Consider the following 23,220-nt stretch of genomic DNA (forward strand, 5'->3'; position numbering starts at 1 on the left):
TCGGAGTCCAACATGATGAAATATCTTTGCCTTGCTTTTTTTACTCTGTTCTCACTGGCAGCGGCACCCATTGAAACTCCTGAACCCACTGAAAGCGTCGCCATCTGGCCGGACCGCCCGCTGCTGGACAAGAGTGATGACGAAATCAAATACAGCAACATCATTCGAATTACCAAAGTCAATCGCCCGGCGGTTGAATTTTATAAAGCCCCTGACGCGAAACCGAATGCCCCCGCAGTCGTCATCTTCCCCGGTGGCGGATACAACATCCTTGCGTATGACCTGGAAGGCACCGAGATCGCTGAATGGCTGAATTCGATCGGGATCCACGCGATCGTTGTCAAATACACGGTTCCCGGCAACCAGCGTGAAGCCGCGCTGAAAGATGCACAACGTGCTTTTGGTATCGTTCGCAGTAAAGCGAAAGATTGGGGTATCAACCCGAATGAAATCGGCGTGCTCGGCTTTTCCGCCGGAGGTCACCTGGCTGCGAATCTGTCTACAAACTATCAGAAACGCAATTACGAAGCCATTGACGAAGCCGATCAGCTCAGCTGTCGACCTGATTTCACGGTCCTCATCTACCCCGCATATATCTACAAGGAAGACAACAAACGACAGTCAGCCCCCGAGATCAAAGTCGATGCAAAAACGCCTCCCGCGTTTATCGTGCAGACTCTTGATGACCGCCGTCTGGTAGACAGTGCATTCAACTACACTCGTGACCTGAAAGACGCAAAAGTCGATGGAGAACTGCACCTGTATGCCAAAGGGGGACACGGATACGGAATGCGTCCTTCGGATAATCCCATTTCAGGCTGGCCAAAACTCTGTGCTGAATGGCTCAAACGTACCACACAGCAGGATTGATAAAATGTCAGACAACCCTCAGGGCCCGCCTACCACTTTGAAGCGGCCCTCGGGGGACTGACTGGCTTTCTGGAATTCCACTCGTAACCCCAGGTCACCGCGTAAACTGCGATCTACTTCAAACGTCAATTGATTGCGACCACTCGGCAAGTTCAGCAGCGTCGATTCTTCAACAGGAAGTGGCGTTCCATTCTGCCAGACTTTGAGCCCTTTCACCGAATTCAGTTTCAGCTGCACGTTGCCAGCCTGATTGACATCTACAAAAGCAATCGCCTGTGTCAGCGGTTTTTTCAGATTCAAATCGGCAGCCGGTAACGTACCGTTAACCATGCTGTAAGCGGCGACTCCCGCATCCGCCACTGTGTTGAATTCCTGCATCTGCTCTGCAGTCAAAGGCGCATCTGTACCTCGCAGACGCCAGCGCCGCACGACCTGCGACACACTCGTCGCATAAGGCCCCGGGCGCCCCAACTCTGTCACAAATTTCACCAGGTCCAGAAACTCCTGACGATCTTTCAATTTACTTGCCAGTCCCTGAGGCATCAAGGACGGCAACTTCTTTGTGAATTCGATCTGGTCGGCTGGAATCGTCACCAGTTCCCCCTGTCGCGCCGCATCTTTGAGCACGACTTTCTTATCATCGTGTACTACCATGATTCCGTTATACACGCGGCCTTCACCGGTCACGACCATGATACTCTCATAAAATTCCTTGATGACTTTGGACGGGCGCAGAAACGAATCCACGATATAGTCCGGCGGGGAACTTGAACCGATGGCAGCCAGATCTGGGCCGAGTACCGGTCCCGCATTGGAAATACTGTGACATTTCATGCACGCCAGTTCGCTCCGCCTGAATATCTGCTCGCCTCGCGCTGCATTTCCTTCTCCACGAACCGCCGTCGCCAGCTCCAATACATTTTCTTTTAACAATTGAGCTTCAAGTGAATCCTGCATGACGGCTCCCCCAAACGCGTCAATCAGCGGCTGGCTGGTTTCGCCCGTTTCAATCAAAGCCTGTCTGATCTGCGATGCAACCTGCGGATTCAACGATGCTGTCTTCAATTCCTCTGCCAGAATCTCCGCACCCCCTTTACGTCTGGTAAACGCTGTCAGTATCCAGGCAGGATCTTCTGCTTTGGGATCTTCCTTAAGAATCGCTGGCAGCTGTTTCGCTGCCTGTTTCTGGTCGTGGGCCGCCAGACCATAGACACCCAGCAGTCGTTGATTCATCGGCTTCTTCGACTCAGCCAGAGACTTCAGATACTTCAGCGAAGCCGCATCACCCAGCATCCCCAGTGATTCCGCTGCCAGCTGTTTGACTTCGAAATCCGTCTCCGCCGCATTGATCTCACGCTGCAGACGTTTTCCTTCGCGTGTCAGTTTCCAGGAACCGATTAACCGGGCCACTGATTTCTGAACCGGTAAACCCGGGACAACAGCTGAGCGACTCAACATTGAACTGATATTTCCGTTGGGGATCACACCCCGTTCCCGCGCTGCTCGATCAAGGGCATTCAATAAGATACTCAACGCTTCAGGCGAAATCCCTTTGCCTCCCTGCGTTTTATATTCGCGCGTCACTTCTACCAGACTCAACACCAGCGGTTCCAGCTGATTCGCATTTGCTCGCTCAGCGACTGTCTGAGCCGGCCCCTGTAATAGTTCCGCATCAATACTGCCGGCGTTTAACAGATCGATAATCACATCGATCGACTCATTCGACAGCAGATTCGCCAATGCGTAATTTTTGTGGGCTGGCTTTTCAAACATCACTTTCCCCTGCCGCTGTGGTTCCAACCACTGTGACTGCAGCCCATCGATAGTCAGTTTCAACGCGTGTTCCAGATAGCGATCCATGGGGGCATCGATCGCTTTGACGGCAATCGTGACCGAACGTGAATCGGGAATATACCCTGCTGTCAAAACAGCTTCCAGACGCACACGCGGATGCGAATCGTGGATCGCGGTCTCAACCAGTTCCAGTGGATTTTTAATTTCCGGAAACCAATATCGCAGCACCCGCATGGCGGCAGCGCGGGCCCGGGCATCTTTCGCCTGCAGAAGTTCACGCAGTAGCTCTTCATTCACAACGCCAATCGTCTGATAACACCAGAGTGCTTCCAGTCGATGATGATCATAATTCGGTTCCTGGGGCACCAGTGTCAGCAGCCATTCATCCAGAGCCTGCTTCGCCTGCTGCTGGTCGGCATCGTATAACACACGTTTCACCTGCTGCCGGGTAAAGCTTTCCGGATCACGCAAGTGAGAGACTACCTTCGCGAGAGGCACTCCCACCAGTTGGGGACGTTCTACTAGTGGACGCGATTTATGTGTCACTCGCCAGACCCGGCCATGTGTGGTGTCGCGGCGTTCGTCGCGGAAGCTGTGCTGCATATGACCGATCAAAGGATTGTACCAGTCCAGAATATACGCAGCGCCATCTGGCCCCATCTTCAAATCTACGGGTCGGAAATAGGAACTGCTCGACTGAATCAATGGATCTAAACCTTTGATCGTGTAGCCGGCACCATCATCCGATACTTCATAGCGGGCCACCACATGCGACTTGTACTGATTCGTCCAGATTTCTCCCTGGACTTCCGGTGGAAAATGCCCGCTTGCTACAAACTCGCCGCCACACTGTTTCGTGCCTTCGCCGCTGGCATCATAACCCAGTTTGGCACGACTGTTAGCGGTGAGAGGCGCACTGAAATAGAGCCGCGGGTTGTCAATCACAAACGACTGTCCCCAGTCATCGAACATATGCCCCCACGGATTCGAGGCACGATAGTCGGCAAATACATTCAGTTTGAGTGTACGTGGTTGAAACTGAAACACACCACCGTTTTCCAGACGGACGGTTCCATAAGGCGTCTCCACCTGGGTATGCATGAAGGTCCCTTCCTGGAAATACAGCCAGCCCCCCGGCCCCCACCGCCACGCACTGATGGAGTGGTGATTGTCCTCCGTCGCGAATCCAGTCAGAATCACTTCCCGGTGGTCGGCTTTTCCATCGCCATTCGTGTCTTTCAGGAACAGCAGATCCGGGGCATTCGCAACATACACTCCCCCATCTCCCAGTTCCAGTCCTGTGGGAACATACAGTCCCTCTGCGAAAACCGTGGATTTGTCCGCGCGCCCGTCCCCATCGGTATCTTCCAGAATCACGATCTGATCATTGGGCTTCTCACCTGGAGAAACCTGCGGATACGATGTCGAACAGATCACCCACAGCCGCCCCTGAGGATCCCACGTCATATGAATCGGATTCACCAGCATAGGTTCTGCCGCGAACAGATTCACCTCGTATCCGGGCAGCATCTCAAATGTTTTCCGTTCCGCTTCCGGAGAATGATCCTGTGTCAGTTCAAACGGTCGCTTCAGGTTGGGAGCCGTATTCGCCACCGCCATCCGCTCGGGTGTCGTGCCCACCGGTTTTTCCAGACACCAATGAACCGCGTTGATCAGCAGTCGATTGAAAGCATCAAGTCCGAACGATTTTTCGTGCCCCAGTGTTGTCGTAAACACTCGGCTGCCCCATTCATTTTTCCAGGTCCAGGCTACCGGAAAGCTCATTTCACCTGTCAGCTCATACGTGCCAAACTGATTCTTGAAGATCCCCTTTCGTTTTGAATTGCCGGTCCCCAACAGTAAGGGCGTCGCATCGGCCGGCGGGCTGGCCTGATATAAAGTTCCCGGATCAAGAAACTTCGCCGCGACACCATTCAGAATCTCGTGATCGCGATGCGCCAATATATGCTCGACCACGGTCTCGCCCGACAGGTCAAACAGGAATTCGGAACCCAGCACCCGCTTGCCGAAACCCTGGTTCCATTCGTCGAGCGGATGCCCTTTCTGGTAATCAAACGCATGCACACTGGTACGTAATCCGATCAACGGTTTCCCGGATTCTATATAATCATGAATATGTGTGAACTCACCCGGCGCCAGCCGTTGAAATCGCAGGCAAAACACGGCGACATCCGCGTCTTTCAAAACTTTTAGCCCGGTGACCTCTTCCCGTTGATTCTCCTTCTCACCTGTTTTCTCTGGTAGCAGGACAGTGGTTTTGAAACCATATTGTTCCAACCGTTTTGCAAACGCGGGAATTGTTTTAACAGGCAAATTATGTGTGGTTCCTACTACAAACACCACGTGAGGTTGTTCCTGCTCCGCGGCATTGCAGCGAGTTTCGTTCCACAGCAGCATACTCACCGATGATATCGCAAAAGCAAAAATCGACAGGATTGGTCTTTGATACATAGTTCACTCTGATAGCTGAGAAGTTGTAATATTCAATTGGAAAAGCAGTCGTCAAACACAAATCCAGTTAATCCACCCGGAACAGGCCCCACTTTGTTTCATCCAGTGGTCGCGCCTGATTTTTGATGGTTGTTTCACGGGCTTCAATCAGTTTGCCGAACGTCTCCATTTCCGGAGGAAAAGAAACCGCCCCAAACGGCTTGGTACGACGCCCGAAGACATATTCCGCATTGTGCGCCCGATAGACATAGAAGAACAGTTCATTCTTCCGGTCGATGCTCGCTCGCAGATCATCAACCCTCGCCTGGGAAGGCAGAGCCTGTAACTGCAGCCCTCGAGACCAGTCGGAATGACGAGCCTCTGTCACTGGAATCCCATTCACCAGTAGTCGATACTTTCCTTCCGGGAGATTTTTGACTGTCAGTCGAGGCTGCTTCTCCAGTAATTCATTGACTGGAATCGAAGCTTTCGGCGGAGCAGGCAGCGGCAGTGTTTCAGCCAGAATGGTAAACTCGACCTGATCAGGTTGAAACTTCGAATCTGTGACTGTTGCATAGGTTACCTGAATCTGTTTCTGTGAAACATCGATCACAACAGACGGGCTTTCCAGCTTACGCCCCAGCAACTGCTCCGCCACGAATTGACTCAATGCCCAGTAACCATATTCATTCAAATGGATCCCGTTTCGTGTCAGTTTCTGGGAGACATTTTCCTGCATCATGTGTTTTGATCTGGCATACAGGTCCACGAATGGTATCTGATGCCGCTCCGCGATAGCCAGCATTGCCTGAGTGTATTTAGCCAGACTTTGATTATGCTCGAAGGGATCTGGTAACGGTGATCCCATATTTTCATGAGCGATCGGAGAAATGATGACCACCCGCGGGGCCGATTTGCCATTGAATTTCTGCGATGTCAAGTGCTGCAGAAACTGTTCCCATGCCTCGGTATAGTCAGCCAGACCCGCTGCGCCGTCGAACGACTCATTCATGCCGAAACAGGCGATAATCACATCAGCCTGTTGTGCTTTCAGATGATCATCCAGTGAACCAAAATTGAGCGGACGTGGCCTCAGTTTCAGCGTATCGCCCGACCACGCCAGATTCCGGAAGGTCAGTCCCGGCACCGCTGCCTGCGATGTCAGCAGCGTCTCCAGATAATTGTTCAACCGTAACTGATCGGCAAATGTGTTCCCGATAAAGACGACTCGGTCCCCCGCTTTCAATTCCAACGAAGTCGGCGAGGTTTGACGCGGCGAATCCGCGGCTGAAACGTTCGCAGTCAGCAGAACCATCGAACTGATCAAAATCAACAGTATAGGACAAAGGCGTAAAAACATAAAATCGAATCCCGATATCTGGTCTGTGAATTCCACAACGGTTCAGGCGTTGTTCCTTTATTATGCGACTACGCCGGGGCAAAGGAAAGTCCAGCTCAAAACAGTTTCCTGCCCTGCATTCGATTTCACAGCACTTTCACATTGAATTGATGCGCCGGTCACTTCACAATACAGTCTGGAAAGCTCGAAGTTTCTACGAGAAAAGGAACCAACATGCAAACTACCCAGTCACAGCCCAGACGACATTTCCTGCAAACACTACTGCAGAGTTGCGCCGCGGGGGCGCTGCTCCCTCAAATCGAAACTCTACTGGCCGAAGAAACCGGACAGTCTTCCCGCTCCCTCCCCCCCGTTCCCGGAAAGCTCTCTGTAAACCTCCGTAAACGTGGCAAGGAAATAGATGCTTCTCCAACAATCGAGCAGACAGAGTGGAACGCTTCAGAAACTGCAATTATCATCTGCGACATGTGGGCCGATCATCCCTGCAAACTGGCAGCACAGCGTGTGGACCGCATGGCGCCCCGCATGAATCAAGTGATCTCAAAAGCCCGTGATCAGGGTGTCGCCATCATCCATGCTCCCAGTGGCGGAATTCAACTTTACGAAGACACGCCCTTCCGCCAGCGCATTAAAGAAGCCAGACCGTCAAAACCACCTGTCCCTATTCAAAGCTGGTGTTATCTCAATCCGGAGAAAGAGTCACCTCTACCCGTCGACGATACGGTGAAACGATCTACAGAATCCACTCTGCGAGGCTGTGATGATCCGATTGCAGATTACAAAAAAAATACCGACCGGCACGAACACCCGGCGATTAAAATTGTCGGTTACGATGTCATCAGTGCGAACGGACAGGAGATCTTTAATTTCCTCGAACAGGAACAGCGGAAGAACATCGTGATCATGGGCGTGCACACCAACATGTGCGTTCTCGGCCGTCCGTTTGGCATTCGACAGCTGAGATACCTCGATAAAAATGTCGTGCTCTGCAGAGACCTGACCGACGCGCTCTACGATCCCCGTGACCGCCCTTACGTCAGCCACGCGCGAGGTACGGAAATGATTATCGAACATATCGAACGCCACTGGTGCCCTTCAATTCTCGGCAAAGACCTTACAAAAGTGATCCCTGGTTCCAACAATCCGGACAGTTAAATCTCGAATAGAATCATCCAATGTTCAGACCCGTTATAACTACTAATCTCACTACTCAGGACTTGCAATCTCATGGACGAATTTGAACAACAGTGGCAAGACGCACTTGAAGAGCGTTTTGGCGAGATAAACGAAGTCGCCGAAGTTCAGGCAGAAGACCATCTCCCCACAATCAAGATCTTTTACTTTGAAGATCTGCCGGAAGAAGGAACTCTTACTGCCGTCACCTGTGGTCTGTCCAACGCCTCACACCCTGACTGGAAACATGGAAAACCAGAATTGATCGTCTCACTGGATACCAGTGACAAAAGCTGGGGATTCGCCGCCGGCTATTTTGCCTCAGGTTTTTTTAACGAAAAACGATTCTCCTACGGCGACATTTTTCAGGTCGACGACCCGATTTCCGAGGAAAGCGAAATGAGCGCCTATCTGGTGTTCGCCCCCTCTTTTCTGAATCAGGATGAGGCCACTTTCGAGCTACCCGATCGCACGATTCACCTCACAGGCATGTATCCTCTCTTTGCCTCCGAAATTGATTTGTATGACAAAATCGGCCTGAAAGAGTTTTGGCACTCCGAAGGCTTCGATATGTATAATTCAAAACGAGCCCCCATCTCCGGCTGAAAACATGCATTTCTCTTCACCGATCCTCAACCCCCCCTGCCCGCTTCATTACTGTTCAGATTCAACTTGACAGCCACGCGCCGCTGGCGAAACTCCCTGACCTGTGTCGCGCGCGCGAGTCAACTTTAAGGTGAGTGATAACACACGAACCACTGCGACATTTTCACTATCAAAGTCCCTTGTTTCAGCACCATTTTTTGATACTCCTGCTCATCCGATCCCCGGTTATCGACACACTTCACCACTCAATGACACTGCCTTCGCAATTCGATCACCTTCGTTTCGCAACCTTTCACTACAGTATCGCCAACCGAACTTCTGGAATCCCGCTTGACACCACCACGCCTTTGAAGAGGATTCCTTCAAAGACACTGGAATCACAAACTCCAACGGATAAAACATAAGCATTCCTCAAATTACAATCAATCGTTTGCATTATCTATACGCGGACTCCCGATAACCTCGCGCAGTCGTGTATTTTAATCAATCCAGGTTTCAGCCACTCAGATGAATATCCGGCACCTGTATCAACGTGTTTCTTTTTTCGTGTCGTTTCGTGCTATTTGTGGTAGCAAAAAAAACGATTCTCAAACGAACCTGTTCTGCTCTATTTCCTCTTACTGATAACTCGTATTGTTATCGGTTTCATACCAGTGCCCACCAGTCAGTCAGTTTGAGTTGAAACCAGACCCATGCCATTTGACCTGCAACCCACACTCAACGGCGAACTGCTCCAGTTGCGTCCCCTCCAGCCCGCTGACTATTCCGCCCTGTATGCCGTCGCCTCAGACCCGCTCCTCTGGGAGCAACACCCCGCCCGCACACGTTATCAGGAACCGGTTTTTCAAAAGCTGTTTCTGGAATCCCTGGAGTCCGAGGGGGCATTAGTTGCGATTGACAACAGTACGGGAACCATCATCGGTTCCTCGCGTTTTAACGGTTACGACCCTGACGCGTCTGAAATTGAGATCGGCTGGAGCTTCCTGGCCCGCTCCCACTGGGGCGGCCGCTATAACGGAGAAATGAAACAGCTCATGCTGCAGCATGCTTTCCGCTACGTCGATTCGATCATCTTCCTTATCGGCCCTGACAACATCCGCTCTCAGCGAGCCGTGGAAAAAATTGGCGCTCATCGTGATGGCTGCCACACTGATGAAACTGGTTTTGAAAGCTGGCTCTATCGGATCCAAAACAAAGAAAGCACTATATAAACTACAAGAAAATCAGCTGATTTTCTGCCACAGCGATTTTTCTTAATAATGACAAAATAAAACATACTAATAGTTGTTTATATATTCAGGAATTCTATACTAATATGAACATAAGCAACTCATTATGTCAAATCCTAAGCTAGATCGCATCACATTTAACCACAGCGTCTCTCAATCTAGTATACCCGGTCCAAATGGCCCTGAAGACGCGACAGTAAAACTGGACACAGTCTAAAAGAGATAGCTGATCTTCACTCTGTTTTATTTTCATTCGAACCAAATAAGACAGATCTAACTATAAGAACTCCGCAGGCACATTAAATTTATTTTCTCTTAATGAAGGTGCATCATGCTCTCGCGAGTATTCCTGCTGCTGAGCTCGTTTCTGTACGTACCGTTCACTCTCTTCTTTGGTTTGTTTGCTTTTTTGATCGCGATTCTGTTTTTGACTCAACAGGAAATATTTGTTGACGCGGAGGGAGTCCCCCTGAGGCCCGGGAATATTGATATCCAGCCGATGTCTGAAGATATGCGAGAGTTACTGGAGCTTTCAGGAAAAACAGGCTGGAAAAAAAATCCTGAGACCAAAGCAAGAGTCATGGAATTAAGCAATTCAATTGAAACAAGAAAGACTCTGCCCGAGACGACAGAAAAGCGGCCAAAAGCGGTACCGATCGTCCCCAGAGATTTAACACCGCAGATTCATCACGAGTAAACAGGCACTATTAGACGCTCCGCTGATCAATCGATCGTCCGCAACCGATACTCCACTTTTTCTGCGATCACAAACCCATCCAGGTGACGGCTACCTCTCACCCGGTAGGCCTGGAGACCCCGTTCTTCCAGAAGGTTTTCCAGTTCCGGAAGTGTTTCACAGGAACAGAGAGGCCACCCGTGATTTTTTCGTTTGAGAAACAGCCACTCCCACTCATTCAGCAGCGTCCGGAAAGTATTGTATTCCACATCAAACAGAATACTGGGAGCCATAATGTCATTAAAATGATGCGTGAGCACCCCGGAAAATCGCAGATCAGTCTGTTCTTCCCGCTGATGGATTTCCTCATACCGTGTCTTTAAAATGAGCGTCCCCTGCTCCAGATCGAGCGATAGCGCCGTCACAAAGTTGTCGTGCACCGCAGGAACTTGCATTCCCTGGGATGGATCGATCTGACATTCCTGCCACTCTGAAAACTTATCCATTTTCTGCTCTCTCCCTGCTGCTCCCACTTTGCTCACTGCACACTTTGACCGAATGCTTTCCCCAGCAGTTCGCCGACCAATCGACCACTGGTGATGGCCCAGGCAATGTGCAGACCGTGGCCCCACAGCACCTGGCCTCCCATACCGTTACTCCCAATCGCATATAAACCGGGAATAGGCTGTCCGCTTTCGTCCAGTGCCTGCAGTCCTGCGTTAATCGCCACACCCCCTTCAGTGGTTGTAAAATACGCTTTCGCCGGTCCCAGTAACACCCAGCGTTTCCCTGTCAGCGGACATTCATCACCGGTTCGACCAAACAGATCAGATTGCTCAGCACTGACGTAACGATTGAACTGCTGTACCGCTTCATTCAAATTCGTCACATCCAACCCGCGCTGTTCTGCAACAGCTTCCAGCGAATCCGCCGTCACACTCACATCCGGGCGGAGCTTGAGATAATCGTCCACGTACGCATAAGCAATTTTTGGCGCGGTGGAAATAAAGTAAGGCCATTGGCTGTAATGCGCGGCGATGCGTTCGTCTAATAAAATATAAGCAACTTTTCCCGGCTGCTCAGATATCGCGATCTCCCGTGCAGGTGAATCGGTCTCATTACAGAAACGTTGTCCTGCCTCATTAACCAGTATCGCGCCATCATCAAACAGAGAATTCTCCGGATGCTGCCACGTTAACAGCAATCGTTTGATCCGCCAGTTGATCACTGCCTGCGGTAGCAGAGGCACCAGTCGTCCCAACAGCTTCGCGAACAGGCCACTGGTTGGCAGCAACTGTTCGAACGGATCTCCCGGCGGTGGCAAAAATCGCAGTTCCGGTCCGTAGGTGATCTCCATATTCAGCAACCGCGCCCCGACCCGCTCTGCCAGCAAATGTCCGTCACCGCACGCCTGTGGATTCACACCGTCAATCGTTTTAAAACGATCTCCTTTGAATCGCCCGATCATCTCCGGTGCACTGGAATAATCACCGGCCGCCAGCACCACCCCCCGCTTCGCGGTGATCGTCGTGCGGGTCCCCTCGATTTCCGCGACGACACCCGTTATCCGTGCTTCATCAGACACCAGTCCCACTACCGGCGCACTGCAGATAATCGTCCCTTTGAGTTGAATGATTTTCGCCTGAAACGCAGCGATATACGCTTTCGCGTTCGGCACAATATTATGCATGCGAGGCACCCGGTTCGGCGGTTCCGGATTGGGTCCATGAAAATACAATCCCATGCCTCGCAGCCACTCCAGCGTCTCTGCAGTCTCCCCCAGAAAGAACCGCCGCAACTCACTGTTGTTGTGTGCTTCGACTTCTGCAGCCGCGAACCTGCCAGCATCTGCTTCATGATCGTCCGCGTTATCATTCACACCCGCATCACGTTGCAGACTCGTTCCGTTCGCGGTAAACGAACCGATGGCCATCCCTGTCGTGCCCCCCAGTTGAGACTGCTTTTCCAGTACCAGAACGTTTGCCCCCATCTCCAGCGTCCGCACCGCCGCCGCCAGTCCACTGCCACCCCCGCCAATGATGATTACATCATATGTTGTTAACACGTTGTTCGCTCTCTGTCTGTACGCATTTCGAATCACGATTTGGTCACAATCGTATCAGAACCGCTTGTCGCATCAATCAGGTAAACCATAGTGATTATGAGTTTACCAGGCTCCACTCACAAAAGTCTGGCGATTACTTCTTCCGCAAGCCGAAACAAACTTAAGGTTGTTGACTTAAACACATCAACCAAGTATGATCTATCCTTGTTCACTACTATCTTACCTGAACGCGTACGACTCCTCCTACCTGCATAGAATCTGTCGGCCATGCGTAAGCTTTTCACTCTGATCTCTGCCACCTGCTGGTTTTTGGCGATCACCTTCTGCGCCGCTTCCCCTGTTTTTTCGGCCAGTAAATCAGCGAAAAAAACCGTTCCATCGAAGATGAATCCACAACAGCGGGCCTTTTTCGAAAACAAAATCCGCCCCGTACTCGTCAAAAAATGCTACTCCTGCCATTCAGAAAAGTCCGAAGAGCTGGGTGGTAAGCTGCGAATGGATACCCGCGATGGCATGCGTGAAGGAGGCGAATCGGGACCGGCGTTTGTCGAAGGACGCCCGGATGAAAGTCTGTTGATTCAGGCACTCCGCTACGACGGTCTTGAGATGCCTCCCAATGAACCACTGCCCAAAGCAGTCATCACCGACTTCGTCAAATGGGTGGAAATGGGTGTGCCCGATCCCCGCAATGATGTCCCCCTCACCGCGAAAAAGCCGAACTCGATTTCTGTTTCCGCCGATCCCGCACTCTGGTCTTTTCAACCGATCACAAATCCCGATCTCCCCGATGTGCAGAACCAGCACTGGGGCGTTGATCCGCTCGACCGGTTCGTCCTCTCCCGCATTGAAGCCGCTGGCCTGAAACCTACATACGACGCAGCACCCATGCAGCTGGTAAGACGTTTATATTACGACCTGACGGGTCTGCCCCCCACGATGCGACAGGTCGAAACTTTTCTGGAAGACTATCAGCGTCGCCAGCAGGCCGCTGTGCAATCGCTGGTAGATGAGCTGCTTGCCTCACCGCATTTCGGGGAACGCTGGGGACGCCACTGGCTCGACGTGGCCCGCTATGGTGAATCGAACGGCAATGACGGCCTCAGCCGCAACTCGACCTTCCCTCATGCCTGGCGATATCGTGATTATGTAATCCAGTCGTTTAACGCTGATCTTCCTTATGATCGTTTTCTGACCGAACAGATCGCCGGAGATCTGCTGCCTGCTGAGAATCCTGCAGACCGCGACCGCCTGCTGATCGCTACCGGATTCCTGGCCCTCGGTTCCAAACCCGCCAAAGCCATGAATGTCAACTTTGCGATGGATGTGATCAACGACCAGATCGATGTCGTCAGCACTGGTGTCATGGGTCTCAGCGTCGCCTGTGCCCGCTGTCATGATCACAAGCACGATCCCATTCCCACCAGCGACTACTACGCTATGGCGGGCATCTTCCTGAGTACCGAAACCATGTGGGGCGCCGCCGGTCATCAACCCTTAACCGCACCTGAAACACCTCTGCATGTTCTGAAAACCAGACATCATTATGTTGCGCCGCCGGACAGTGGTGCCAAACCGGTTTTAAACAAACGTGTTCAATCCAGAAAAAAGAAACCAAAATATGTTTATCCTGCGGGGACACCGCTGGCGATGGGCGTGCGCGAAAAGAAAAAACCGGCTGACTGTAAAATCAATATCAAAGGGGAATCCAAAAAACTCGGACCCAGCGTGCCCCGCGGTTTCCTCACTGCCTGCAACATGGCAACATCGCCGCAAATCAAAGCCTCACAAAGTGGTCGTCTGCAGTTGGCCGAATGGCTCACCTCTGAGGAACATCCGCAGACCTCCCGCGTGATGGTCAATCGCATCTGGCTGCATCTGTTCGGCCAGGCCCTCGTCCGCACTCCCGATGATTTCGGAGTCTACGGCGAACGCCCCACGCATCCCGAACTGCTCGATCATCTGGCCACCCGCTTCCGCAGTGAAGACTGGTCGATCAAACAGCTGATTCGCAGCATCGTCCTCAGCCGCACCTATCAGCAGAGCAGTTTCTGCGAAGCCGACGTGCTTGATGCCGACCCGGAAAATAAACTCCTCTGTCGACACAGTCGGCGTCGCCTCGATGCTGAATCCCTCAGAGACAGTATCCTCGCAGCCAGCGGTCAATTAAATCCGAATCCCGGTCTGGGCTCTTCAATCGCCAATGTAGATGAACTCGTCAATACCGCAGGCAACCTGCATCTGCCTTCAAATCATCGCAGTATTTATCTCTGCATGTTACGTCATTCCGAACCAGCTCAACTGGCTGCCTTCGATCTACCCGATTCCACAAAACCTGTCGGTCAGCGCAACGAAACCACACTGCCCACCCAAAGTCTGTTTCTGCTCAACAGTGATTTTCTGATTGAACAGTCACAGGCCTTCGCCCGGGCTATCCTGACCGATCCACAACTGAGTGAATCCGAACGCATTCATCTGGCCTATCAGCGCGCATTGACCCGCGGGCCCGAATCGTCAGAACTGCAACGGGCGCTGACACTGCTGCAGGATCTCGACATAAGTCTGCAATCAGAAATATCACAAACAGAACAGCGACGGCTCACCGTCTGGTCCACACTCTGCCAGGCATTACTGACCACCAGCGAATTTCGCTACGTCGATTAAGAATTGAACACAAAAAGCAAACACGATCACAATCAGAGGAACGACCTCATGCTCGGATTATCGCGACGCGAAATGTTACGTTCAGCCTCTTGCGGCTTTGGCTACCTTGCACTGTCTGCGCTTTGTGGTCAGACAGCAACCGCCCGCGATTCAGCAGTGACTGCCAGTCTGGCTCCCCGCACACCGCAGCTACCTGCCCGCGCCAAACGAGTTATTTTCCTCTGTATGAGTGGCGGCCCTGCCCAGCTGGATACTTTCGATTATAAACCGCAGACCGGCAAGAAAAAGCATCCCGGCTCGGTATTCAATTTCGCACAGCACGGCGAAAGTGGACTCTGGATATCAGAACTGCTCCCCGAAACGGCAAAACACGCCGACAAACTCTGTGTCCTGAATGGTATGCACGCCGACATCACCAACCACGCGCAATCGTTTCTACAACTGCACACCGGCGACCGCTTGCGGCCCCGTCCCAGCCTGGGCTCCTGGATCCTGTATGGGCTCGGAACCGAAAACCAGAATGTTCCCGGATTCATCAGCCTGTATCCTAAAAAGCCATCCGTCTACTCCAGCGCATTTCTGCCTCCCGTTTACGAAGGCACCCCGATCGGCCTCAACACGACCAACATGTCAACCGCTACCATCGGCAACATTCAAAGCAATCACCTGCCTGCAGCCACCAAACGCCGTCAGCTCGACTTTGTACAGGCGATGAACCGCGAACACGCCACCCTGCGGCCCGAAGATGCCCGCCTCGATGCGGTCATTCAGTCGATGGAACTCGGGTTCCGCATGCAGATGGCCGCTCCCGAACTGCTCGATCTGAATCAGGAAACAAAATCGACTCTCGAACGATATCGCGTCGGGCAAGGCAAAACAGTCGGCACCTGCAGAGACTCCGACTTCGGTCGCCAGTGTCTGCTGGCGCGTCGCTTTGCGGAAGCGGGCGTACGTTTCATTGAAGTCAATCATGGCAGCTGGGATCAACACAAAAACCATCGTGCCGACCTGACCGCAAACTGTGAATCAACGGATGCCCCGATCGCTGCTTTGCTCGAAGACCTCGAACAACGGGGCCTGCTCGAGGAAACACTGGTTGTCTGGGGAGGTGAATTCGGTCGCCCCGGTCTTGTTCCCGAAACGAAAAAAAATGAGACCGGCCACAATGCCCGTGGCTTCACTTTCTGGATGGCTGGCGGAGGCATCAAAAGCGGACTGGCTTACGGCAAAACCGATCCCACCGGAGCCCGGGCTATTGAAGGCAAGGTCCATTTCCGCGATCTGCACGCTACCATCCTGCATCAACTGGGGCTGCAGCATGACCGACTGACTTTCCACCAGGGGAACCGCGAATTCCGACTGACGGGTACCGAAGGCGGCAACGTCGTGCATGACATCATTGCCTGACAGACGCTTTTCATGCACAATAGTGAGTGAACCGACTATCGCAGTCTGATTGTTTCAACTCACTCTGGCAGGAATCCGATGTTGCATATACCCCGTCGCTCAATCCTGATGATGATTCTGTATCTGCTCGTCTTCTGCTCTCATCTGCAGGCAGCGGAACGACCCAACATTCTGATTATTTTTACCGATGATCAGGGCATCAACGATGTCGGCTGTTATGGCAGTGAAATTCCGACCCCCAATATCGATCAACTGGCTAAAGAGGGACTGCTGTTTCGCCAGTACTATTCCGCCTCAGCAATCTGCACACCCTCCCGCTTCGGAATCCTCACAGGCCGCAATCCGGCACGCTCGCAGGATCAGCTTCTGGGGGCATTGATGTTTATGAGCGAGATCGATCAGAAGCGCGGCATTCAACCCGGCGAAACGACCATTGCCGATGTGCTGCGGCAGAACGGTTATCAGACCGCCCTGCTCGGCAAGTGGCATCTGGGGCATGGCAAGGAATCCTTCCTCCCCACTTCCCATGGCTTCGACTTGTTTCGCGGACATACCGGAGGCTGCATTGATTACTTCACAATGACCTATGGCAATATCCCCGACTGGTATCACAACCAGAGACATGTCTCCGAGAATGGTTACGCCACCGACCTCATTACCGAAGAAGCCGAACACTTCCTGAAAGACCAGCAGACAACTGACAAACCATTCTTTCTGTTCCTGTCCTACAACGCGCCCCATTTCGGCAAAGGCTGGTCTCCCGGCGATCAGAACCCTGTTAATATCATGCAGGCGCGCGGCTCCGATTTAAAACGGGTGGGAAATATCAAAGACAAAGTCCGGCGCGAGTTCGCCGCCATGACAGTTGCGCTGGATGACGGCATCGGACGCGTGATGTCCTCACTGAAGAATAACGGGCTGGATCAGAATACGCTGGTCATTTTTATGACCGATCACGGCGGTGACTACGTCTATGGCGGCAATAATCAACCCTTCCGGGGCGCCAAAGCCACACTGTTTGAAGGCGGTATTCGTGTCCCCTGTATTATCCGCTGGCCAGGAAAAATCAAAGCGGCTACGGAAACAAATGAAGTCACCTGGGCATTGGACCTGTTCCCGACCATCTGTCAGCTAGCCAATGTAAAAACAGACGGACTGACCCTGGACGGAAAAGATATCTCCGGTCTCTTGACCAGTCAGACGCCTGTTGGCACCAGAGAACTGTACTGGCAACTTGGGCCCCATGCTGAACTGAAACGGGGTCGCTGGTCTGCATTAAGGCAAGGTGACTGGAAATACATTGAGGATGCAACCGGCGAAGAGTTTCTGTTCGATCTCAAAACCGATCCGCATGAGAAACGCAACAAGATTCGGTCTCAAGCAACTAAGCTGGCAGAACTCCAGAAACGTCGCGATGCACTTGTGAAAACACTAACGCCCCAGGTTGAAGCAACCGATCGATAAAATCACAATTCATATTTTATAGCAAAGACAATTCTGCATGTCACAACACGTTAAAAAAAGTTTCGGCTTCCTGAAAACCACCGCGATCGGGGGACTGATTTTTCTATTACCATTAATTGTGATCGGTGCACTCGTCGGACAGATCGTGCCGATCGTGCTCTCCATCGCCACGTTCCTCTCCGATTACATTCCCGTCAAAACCCCGGCAGGCATCGCCATGCTGATTGGCATCGCGCTGGGTATCGTGCTGTTGATGTGTTTTGCTGCTGGTCTGGTCGCCCGCTGGTCGATTGGGAGAAGTCTGTCCCGACTGATCGAGAAGAACCTGATCCTGCTCTTCCCCCGCTACGCTATCTACCGTGAACAGCTGAAAGGTAGTATCGGCGGCCATCACAATAAACCTGAGATGCTGCCCGTCCTCGTTCGCCTCGATGATATGACCCGCATCGCATTTGAAGCCGAACGCACTCACGATAAACTCGTCTCCGTCTACCTGCCCGGTTCCCCCGATCCCTGGTCCGGCTGGGTCGTTTTCATGGACCCCGATCGCGTAGAACGATTGGATATTCCCTTTTCCGAAGCACTGGGAATCTGTGAACGCATGGGCCGTGAATCACTGTATCTGCTCGAACCCTCACCGATTCTTAAACAAAAATAAAGCATATTTCGGTTTCGTGCAGTTGTCGTGTCGTTTACGATAATACTGAGACATTGCCCCATTAATCCTACCCGAAACGATCCAACACAGGGAACTACTGCCATGCCCGTTCATCTGCCCGCACAAAATCGCCGTCAGTTCCTTTTCACGCTGGGTGCCGGCTTTGTCACCTGTTCTACCGGCCTGCTGGCAGAAGAACAGAACACGCCGCAGTCTGACATCGTCTATCTCTTAAACGATACACACATCGGCGAAAAGCATCCGCCAAAATCTTCCATCCCCACGCATCTCCGGGAGATCGTCACTGAACTGGTGGAATTACCTCAAAAACCGGCCTGCGTCCTGATAAACGGCGATCTTGCACTCCGCGACGGTCAACCCGGCGACTATCAACATTTCGCCAAACTAATTCAGCCGTTGCAGGAAGCCAAAATTGATACACACCTCACACTGGGCAATCACGATGACCGCGATGTTTTTTATGAAGTCATGCAGGCACAGCGTCCGTCCGCCCCTCCCGTGAAGTCACGACATATCTCCGTCGTGCAGACTAAACATGCCAACTTCTTTCTGCTCGATTCGCTGCATAAAACCATGGTCACTCAGGGGACACTCGGTAAAGAACAGCGTACCTGGCTGGCCAACGCACTCGATGCACACGCTGACAAACCGGCCATCATTGTCACCCATCACAATCCGCGACTGGGCGGTGATCCTCTGCATTTCCCGGGCGGACTGACCGATTCAGAAGAACTCTGGGAACTACTGGTTGCGCGGTCGCAGGTCAAAGCCTATATCCACGGGCACATTCATGATCGCGGAAATGCTGAGCATAAAGGGATCCACATTCTCAACATGCCAGCCACTTCCTATGTGGCCAACCCCGATCATTCCACCACAGGCTGGACCGTCGCGAAGCTCACACCCACCGGAGTCACGTTAACCACACGCACGAATATCAAAGATCACGCCTGGAATCGCCAGACAAAAACACTCGCCTGGCGCTGAATCTGCCAGACAAGTGAACGATAGAACTTATTCCTGGCGAGGCAGATGCATGCTTAACTGTTTCCCGTCCCGCAGGACCGTGACCGGAACTGATTCGCCGGGCTTGAATTCGTTCACGCCATACGCCAGCAGGTCGGTCTCCCGCTTCAGATCTTTTCTGCCGTTGTAGGAAAGAATCAGATCCCCTTTCTGGAAACCAGCCTTTTTTGCTGCTGCATGGGCCCCGTACTGCCCCAGATGCTTGATACGTAGCGTCATATCCGGGGACGCCATCGTCAGCCCGATCTGTTTGCGCTCCTCGCGCGTCGCTTCCTCCAGTACGGCTCCACCCAGTACCATCCGCCGTAAAGGCCAGCTGCTCACGCGCCAGGAAAGATCATCCTTGCGTCTCCAGCCCTTAGGTAGAACCATCGTCAAATCAAGTTCCTGTCCGCCACGATTGACACGAGCCGCCAGTTGATCTGTCTCTTTCGCATGCTGCAATACCCACTGCACGTCGGCAATCGAAAGTAAAGGCTGCCCTTGCATCGAAATGATCTGATCCCCCGGTTTAAAACCGGCCTGCGCGGCGATGGAGTCTGCAGTAACCTCCTGCACCCTCGCTTTCTCTTGCGGGTCAAGAATGAGTCCCAGAATCTTGGGATGCGGGTACGAAAACAGGATCTGGTCGGGCAGCGGTTTCTGATCACGCAGATAATAATCGCGCTGGGCATCGCCAATCTGATGACAGTGAATACAGCTTTTCACAATATTTTGTTTCTCGTTGATGCGCGATTTATATTTGCCCGCCAGTAACGGAAACTTTTCGGGTGAGGCTACCAGTGGCTTTGTCCCCTGCTTCCCGGCCAGCGAATCCTTTGTGGTCTCATAGCTCTTATGCAGTTCCAGCGCCCCTTCGATGGCCTTTCGCAGACCGGCAATCGAAACATCTTCCGACCACATCGTCCGATGTGAACGGGTTCCGAACCGCCCGTAAATCGTACGATCAGGGTTCAGCATGAAGACGGCAAACGACTGATCGTAGTCGTATTGAAACAGCGACAGGTCCAGCCCGTTGGTGGAAATCAGTCGCACGCGCACAAACTGATCCATCAAAGGTTTCAGGTTCTGATCCTGTTCCATCAGCTGTTCATCCAGCTTCACGCATTCCTCACAGGGAATACACCGCAGCACAACCAACAGAGGTTTATTCGACTCTTTTGCCGCCTGGAAGCCCTGTTCCAGATCGTTGTAGATCCAGTAACCGGTTGACTCCACATGCGCACGGTCCTGTTTTACTTTTTCTTCACGCGTCTGCGCAAAAGAAACCGTTGTGAACTGAACCAATAGCGCAGCTGTGACCAGAAAACATTTCCACATCGCTCCGTCTCCTGACACCGGCCGGTTAAAAAGAGAAGTCAATCACGTAGAAGCAGTTTAATGAATGATATTGTCGCCACCATTTTCTTTCTGGTGAATGGTCACGGGCCATCCGGGAAACTGATTAGCAGCTTTCCCATCCGTTGCATCCACCAGAAAACGGTAGCAGTTCAGGGTATAAGTCTTTTTCTCGGGGTCAATCATTACCAGACCAAAGCCGCTCCCCTTTTGATGCGCCAGATCGTAGCGGTTCTTTTCAGAAGCAGGTTCCGGATTGCCCACAGCGTAGACATATACTTTATTGCCGAAACCATCGATAAATTCCCCTGTATTTGCCAGCCCATGCTGCGGGCGGTTCTTATGAGGCATACCCAGTTCATCAGGACGCCACCAGCGAGGATAACCAGCTGAGATCGCCGGCGTACAGAATGACCAGCAGCTGTCCCGCTGTTCGTCGGATCCATATTGTGAAAGCGATGTCAAATGCTGATCGCCGTTGATGTGTAACGGCATACCTTTACGAATGATCTTGACTGTGCGATTCCGAGCCGTCTGAGGCCAGCTGCCACAGTCCAGGTCGGCTTTCAGATAACCATCATAACCGCCATGATGTGTGGCGACGCCGGCAAATACAGTCTGGCTGAACAGCACCTTAATGTTGTGCGCCCGCCAGTCTTCACCCCAGCGTTCCAGAAATTTTTCCTGCCGCTCACCCAGCAGAACCAGTCCGGGTTTATCAAGAACTGACGTATCAAAGTTGGGATCCATCACATGATCTGCCCGGCCACTCCCCGTTTCCACACGTTCAGGACCGCTCTTGAACTGTCGGTCCGCGATGATGGCGAAGCCCACACCGCCATAAATCATATCGCCGTAGTACACGCTGATATTCTGCTTACAGGGAGTGGGGTCCGCATAATCAGGGTGGTGAGCAGTACACGTTTTGTGAACCACATTCACCATCCGCGCCGGTTCTCGATACCCGCCAGTGGAAGACGTCGTGCCTTCCTTCATTTTCATCCCACCTTCACCCCAGATGTTACCCTGGAACACGTCATGGTCATCAGGAAGACAGATGGTGGGACGGTCCCGCATCGCTTCACCAAAGGCCCAGCCATGCATATAGAATTTTCGCAGGTAATTCAGAATCGCCGGTTCCGCGGGGTCGCGAATCAGGCCGAAACCGCCATGGTCTTCATACAGCTGATCGCCCGAGAAATAGAGCAGGTCCGGATCGACTTTCAGCAGATTATTCGCTACCGGCTCATATGGGAAGCCGTAATCTTTCTGACAGGTCAGCGCCCCCAGTTTCAGTGGACGCCCTTCCGGATTCGCCCGGATGATACCAGTCCGCTCGGCGGCCAGTTCCGATCCATCTGTCAGTTTTTCCTGATAAACGAGTTTGAACGGCGTTGCTGCTTTCTCATTCCAGTTGGGTACACGGAAGGTTGCCGTCCATGCATCCGTATCCAGAGCTGCAGTCCCCAGAGATTTCCACTTGTCACCCTGTTTGATGAACAGTTCCACGTCTTTGTTGTCCTGCTCACCCAGGGGGCCTGTCAGAGCAGTGATCTTCATCACAAAACCATCGTCGCTGCGCGAATCACTGAGCGAATACTGCGACCATAAGATGGGACCAAATTTGTGTTCGGGTGAAACAGTAAATGCAGCGCCAGTCACCGACCAGTCGCTGAAGCGATAGCGGGCACCAATCATCCGTTTGAAGCGGGGATCGAAATTACTGACGACCGCCACATTACCCAGCAGTGCCTGGGGTGGAAACGTCTGGGTCAGTGTTCCCAGCGGCTTATCTGATTCGGGGCTGGAGACGATTAACGTCAGCGAATACTTCTCCCCGTCCGGCTTCCCGATCAAGGTCAGCACACAGTTTTTCATATCCGCCGGGCGCGTCAGTTTCTGCTGTTTGTTGCCCAGCACCATTTCGCCATTCACCACACCGGCTTTGATACCACTTTTGGCAAAGCAGTTGCTGCGGTATTCGTTAATGTCGCTTTTCACGCCAACGCGAAAGCCAACACCACCATCCTGCTGCTTGACTTCCATCTGACTCACATGCACGGACATTCTGAACGGCGCATCCGTATTCGTCAGTTGATGCGTCACCAGCTGAATGTTGCGGCTGCCTCCGGTCGACAGGCATTCGGCGGCACCCTCTTTAATTCGCCAGTCTTCCATCGGATTCGCCCAGAATTCTTCTCCCAGCCAGACCCGGTCGTGAGTTTTACTCCAGCGTCCTACGACAGAACCGGCCTCTGTTTTATTACCTGCCTGCAGTGCTCCCGGTTTTTTGAACCCCAGGAATGTCGTTCCCGCAGCAAACAGTTTCAGCGCCATCCGTCGAGTCAGCGATTGCATCTATAAATCTCCCATTGATCGCAGGTTCAGCAGTAATCATTGAATAATACCGGAACAGACATT

Annotated in this window: 16 protein-coding genes; 10 read left to right on the top strand and 6 right to left on the bottom strand. The window is 52.4% G+C overall.

The window, feature by feature from the left end:
- Nucleotides 1–12 precede the first annotated feature (12 nt).
- The gene (locus Pan161_RS24950) at nt 13–870 is read left to right on the top strand and encodes an alpha/beta hydrolase (RefSeq protein WP_232103481.1); all 858 of its coding nucleotides are present in this window, start codon (nt 13–15) and stop codon (nt 868–870) included.
- 18 nt (nt 871–888) lie between these two features.
- Here the strand turns inward: Pan161_RS24950 and Pan161_RS24955 are convergent, their stop codons facing one another.
- Nucleotides 889–5,136: a PVC-type heme-binding CxxCH protein gene (locus tag Pan161_RS24955; RefSeq protein WP_145231442.1), complete on the bottom strand. Its 4,248-nt coding sequence runs from the start codon at nt 5,134–5,136 to the stop codon at nt 889–891.
- 67 nt (nt 5,137–5,203) lie between these two features.
- On the bottom strand, nt 5,204–6,475 hold the full coding sequence (locus tag Pan161_RS24960; protein WP_145231443.1) for an SGNH/GDSL hydrolase family protein: 1,272 nt from the start codon (nt 6,473–6,475) through the stop codon (nt 5,204–5,206).
- Nucleotides 6,476–6,688: 213 nt separating this feature from the next.
- On the opposite strand from Pan161_RS24960, the gene Pan161_RS24965 reads away from it, so the two are divergent.
- The 4 genes from Pan161_RS24965 to Pan161_RS24980 all read left to right on the top strand — a co-directional run bounded on the left by Pan161_RS24965 (nt 6,689) and on the right by Pan161_RS24980 (nt 10,180).
- Entirely contained in the window at nt 6,689–7,630 is a 942-nt protein-coding gene (locus Pan161_RS24965; protein WP_145231444.1) for a cysteine hydrolase family protein, read from the top strand.
- A gap of 72 nt (nt 7,631–7,702) precedes the next feature.
- Nucleotides 7,703–8,254, top strand: a complete 552-nt coding sequence (locus Pan161_RS24970; RefSeq protein WP_145231445.1) for a suppressor of fused domain protein — start codon at nt 7,703–7,705, stop codon at nt 8,252–8,254.
- A 692-nt stretch (nt 8,255–8,946) separates the two neighbouring features.
- Nucleotides 8,947–9,465 (top strand): GNAT family N-acetyltransferase, encoded by a 519-nt coding sequence (locus tag Pan161_RS24975; protein ID WP_145231446.1) that lies wholly within the window; start codon nt 8,947–8,949, stop codon nt 9,463–9,465.
- A gap of 349 nt (nt 9,466–9,814) precedes the next feature.
- On the top strand, nt 9,815–10,180 hold the full coding sequence (locus Pan161_RS24980; RefSeq protein WP_145231447.1) for a hypothetical protein: 366 nt from the start codon (nt 9,815–9,817) through the stop codon (nt 10,178–10,180).
- 26 nt (nt 10,181–10,206) lie between these two features.
- Here Pan161_RS24980 and Pan161_RS24985 read toward each other — a convergent pair whose 3' ends face one another.
- The gene (locus Pan161_RS24985) at nt 10,207–10,665 is read right to left on the bottom strand and encodes a hypothetical protein (RefSeq protein WP_145231448.1); all 459 of its coding nucleotides are present in this window, start codon (nt 10,663–10,665) and stop codon (nt 10,207–10,209) included.
- A 32-nt stretch (nt 10,666–10,697) separates the two neighbouring features.
- Nucleotides 10,698–12,224 (bottom strand): FAD-dependent oxidoreductase, encoded by a 1,527-nt coding sequence (locus Pan161_RS24990; protein WP_145231449.1) that lies wholly within the window; start codon nt 12,222–12,224, stop codon nt 10,698–10,700.
- Between the two features lie 267 nt (nt 12,225–12,491).
- Between Pan161_RS24990 and Pan161_RS24995 the strand changes: the two genes are divergently transcribed.
- The 5 genes from Pan161_RS24995 (at nt 12,492) to Pan161_RS25015 (ending at nt 19,422) form a co-directional block, all read left to right on the top strand.
- Nucleotides 12,492–14,885: a PSD1 and planctomycete cytochrome C domain-containing protein gene (locus Pan161_RS24995; RefSeq protein ID WP_145231450.1), complete on the top strand. Its 2,394-nt coding sequence runs from the start codon at nt 12,492–12,494 to the stop codon at nt 14,883–14,885.
- Nucleotides 14,886–14,933: 48 nt separating this feature from the next.
- Nucleotides 14,934–16,292, top strand: coding sequence for a DUF1501 domain-containing protein (locus Pan161_RS25000; RefSeq protein ID WP_145231451.1), 1,359 nt, complete (start codon nt 14,934–14,936; stop codon nt 16,290–16,292).
- Nucleotides 16,293–16,370: 78 nt separating this feature from the next.
- Entirely contained in the window at nt 16,371–17,756 is a 1,386-nt protein-coding gene (locus Pan161_RS25005) for a sulfatase-like hydrolase/transferase (protein ID WP_145231452.1), read from the top strand.
- 37 nt (nt 17,757–17,793) lie between these two features.
- A complete protein-coding gene (locus tag Pan161_RS25010) occupies nt 17,794–18,414 on the top strand; it encodes a DUF502 domain-containing protein (protein WP_145231453.1) in 621 nt (206 codons plus the stop codon).
- 102 nt (nt 18,415–18,516) lie between these two features.
- Nucleotides 18,517–19,422, top strand: a complete 906-nt coding sequence (locus Pan161_RS25015; protein WP_145231454.1) for a metallophosphoesterase family protein — start codon at nt 18,517–18,519, stop codon at nt 19,420–19,422.
- A gap of 27 nt (nt 19,423–19,449) precedes the next feature.
- Here Pan161_RS25015 and Pan161_RS25020 read toward each other — a convergent pair whose 3' ends face one another.
- Entirely contained in the window at nt 19,450–20,781 is a 1,332-nt protein-coding gene (locus Pan161_RS25020) for a Trx7/PDZ domain-containing (seleno)protein (protein WP_145231455.1), read from the bottom strand.
- 57 nt (nt 20,782–20,838) lie between these two features.
- The gene (locus Pan161_RS25025) at nt 20,839–23,157 is read right to left on the bottom strand and encodes an alkaline phosphatase D family protein (protein ID WP_145231456.1); all 2,319 of its coding nucleotides are present in this window, start codon (nt 23,155–23,157) and stop codon (nt 20,839–20,841) included.
- Nucleotides 23,158–23,220 lie beyond the last annotated feature (63 nt).

It is taken from the genome of Gimesia algae (assembly GCF_007746795.1).
GTDB classification, from domain to species: domain Bacteria; phylum Planctomycetota; class Planctomycetia; order Planctomycetales; family Planctomycetaceae; genus Gimesia; species Gimesia algae.

Coding starts and splice junctions, on each gene's coding strand:
- Pan161_RS25005 (WP_145231452.1), top strand. CDS start 16,371: ATGTTGCATATACCCCGTCGCTCAATCCTGATGATGATTCTGTATCTG.
- Pan161_RS24980 (WP_145231447.1), top strand. CDS start 9,815: ATGCTCTCGCGAGTATTCCTGCTGCTGAGCTCGTTTCTGTACGTACCG.
- Pan161_RS24985 (WP_145231448.1), bottom strand. CDS start 10,665: ATGGATAAGTTTTCAGAGTGGCAGGAATGTCAGATCGATCCATCCCAG.
- Pan161_RS25000 (WP_145231451.1), top strand. CDS start 14,934: ATGCTCGGATTATCGCGACGCGAAATGTTACGTTCAGCCTCTTGCGGC.
- Pan161_RS25025 (WP_145231456.1), bottom strand. CDS start 23,157: ATGCAATCGCTGACTCGACGGATGGCGCTGAAACTGTTTGCTGCGGGA.
- Pan161_RS24970 (WP_145231445.1), top strand. CDS start 7,703: ATGGACGAATTTGAACAACAGTGGCAAGACGCACTTGAAGAGCGTTTT.
- Pan161_RS25020 (WP_145231455.1), bottom strand. CDS start 20,781: ATGTGGAAATGTTTTCTGGTCACAGCTGCGCTATTGGTTCAGTTCACA.
- Pan161_RS24975 (WP_145231446.1), top strand. CDS start 8,947: ATGCCATTTGACCTGCAACCCACACTCAACGGCGAACTGCTCCAGTTG.
- Pan161_RS25015 (WP_145231454.1), top strand. CDS start 18,517: ATGCCCGTTCATCTGCCCGCACAAAATCGCCGTCAGTTCCTTTTCACG.
- Pan161_RS24965 (WP_145231444.1), top strand. CDS start 6,689: ATGCAAACTACCCAGTCACAGCCCAGACGACATTTCCTGCAAACACTA.
- Pan161_RS24960 (WP_145231443.1), bottom strand. CDS start 6,475: ATGTTTTTACGCCTTTGTCCTATACTGTTGATTTTGATCAGTTCGATG.
- Pan161_RS24995 (WP_145231450.1), top strand. CDS start 12,492: ATGCGTAAGCTTTTCACTCTGATCTCTGCCACCTGCTGGTTTTTGGCG.
- Pan161_RS25010 (WP_145231453.1), top strand. CDS start 17,794: ATGTCACAACACGTTAAAAAAAGTTTCGGCTTCCTGAAAACCACCGCG.
- Pan161_RS24955 (WP_145231442.1), bottom strand. CDS start 5,136: ATGTATCAAAGACCAATCCTGTCGATTTTTGCTTTTGCGATATCATCG.
- Pan161_RS24950 (WP_232103481.1), top strand. CDS start 13: ATGATGAAATATCTTTGCCTTGCTTTTTTTACTCTGTTCTCACTGGCA.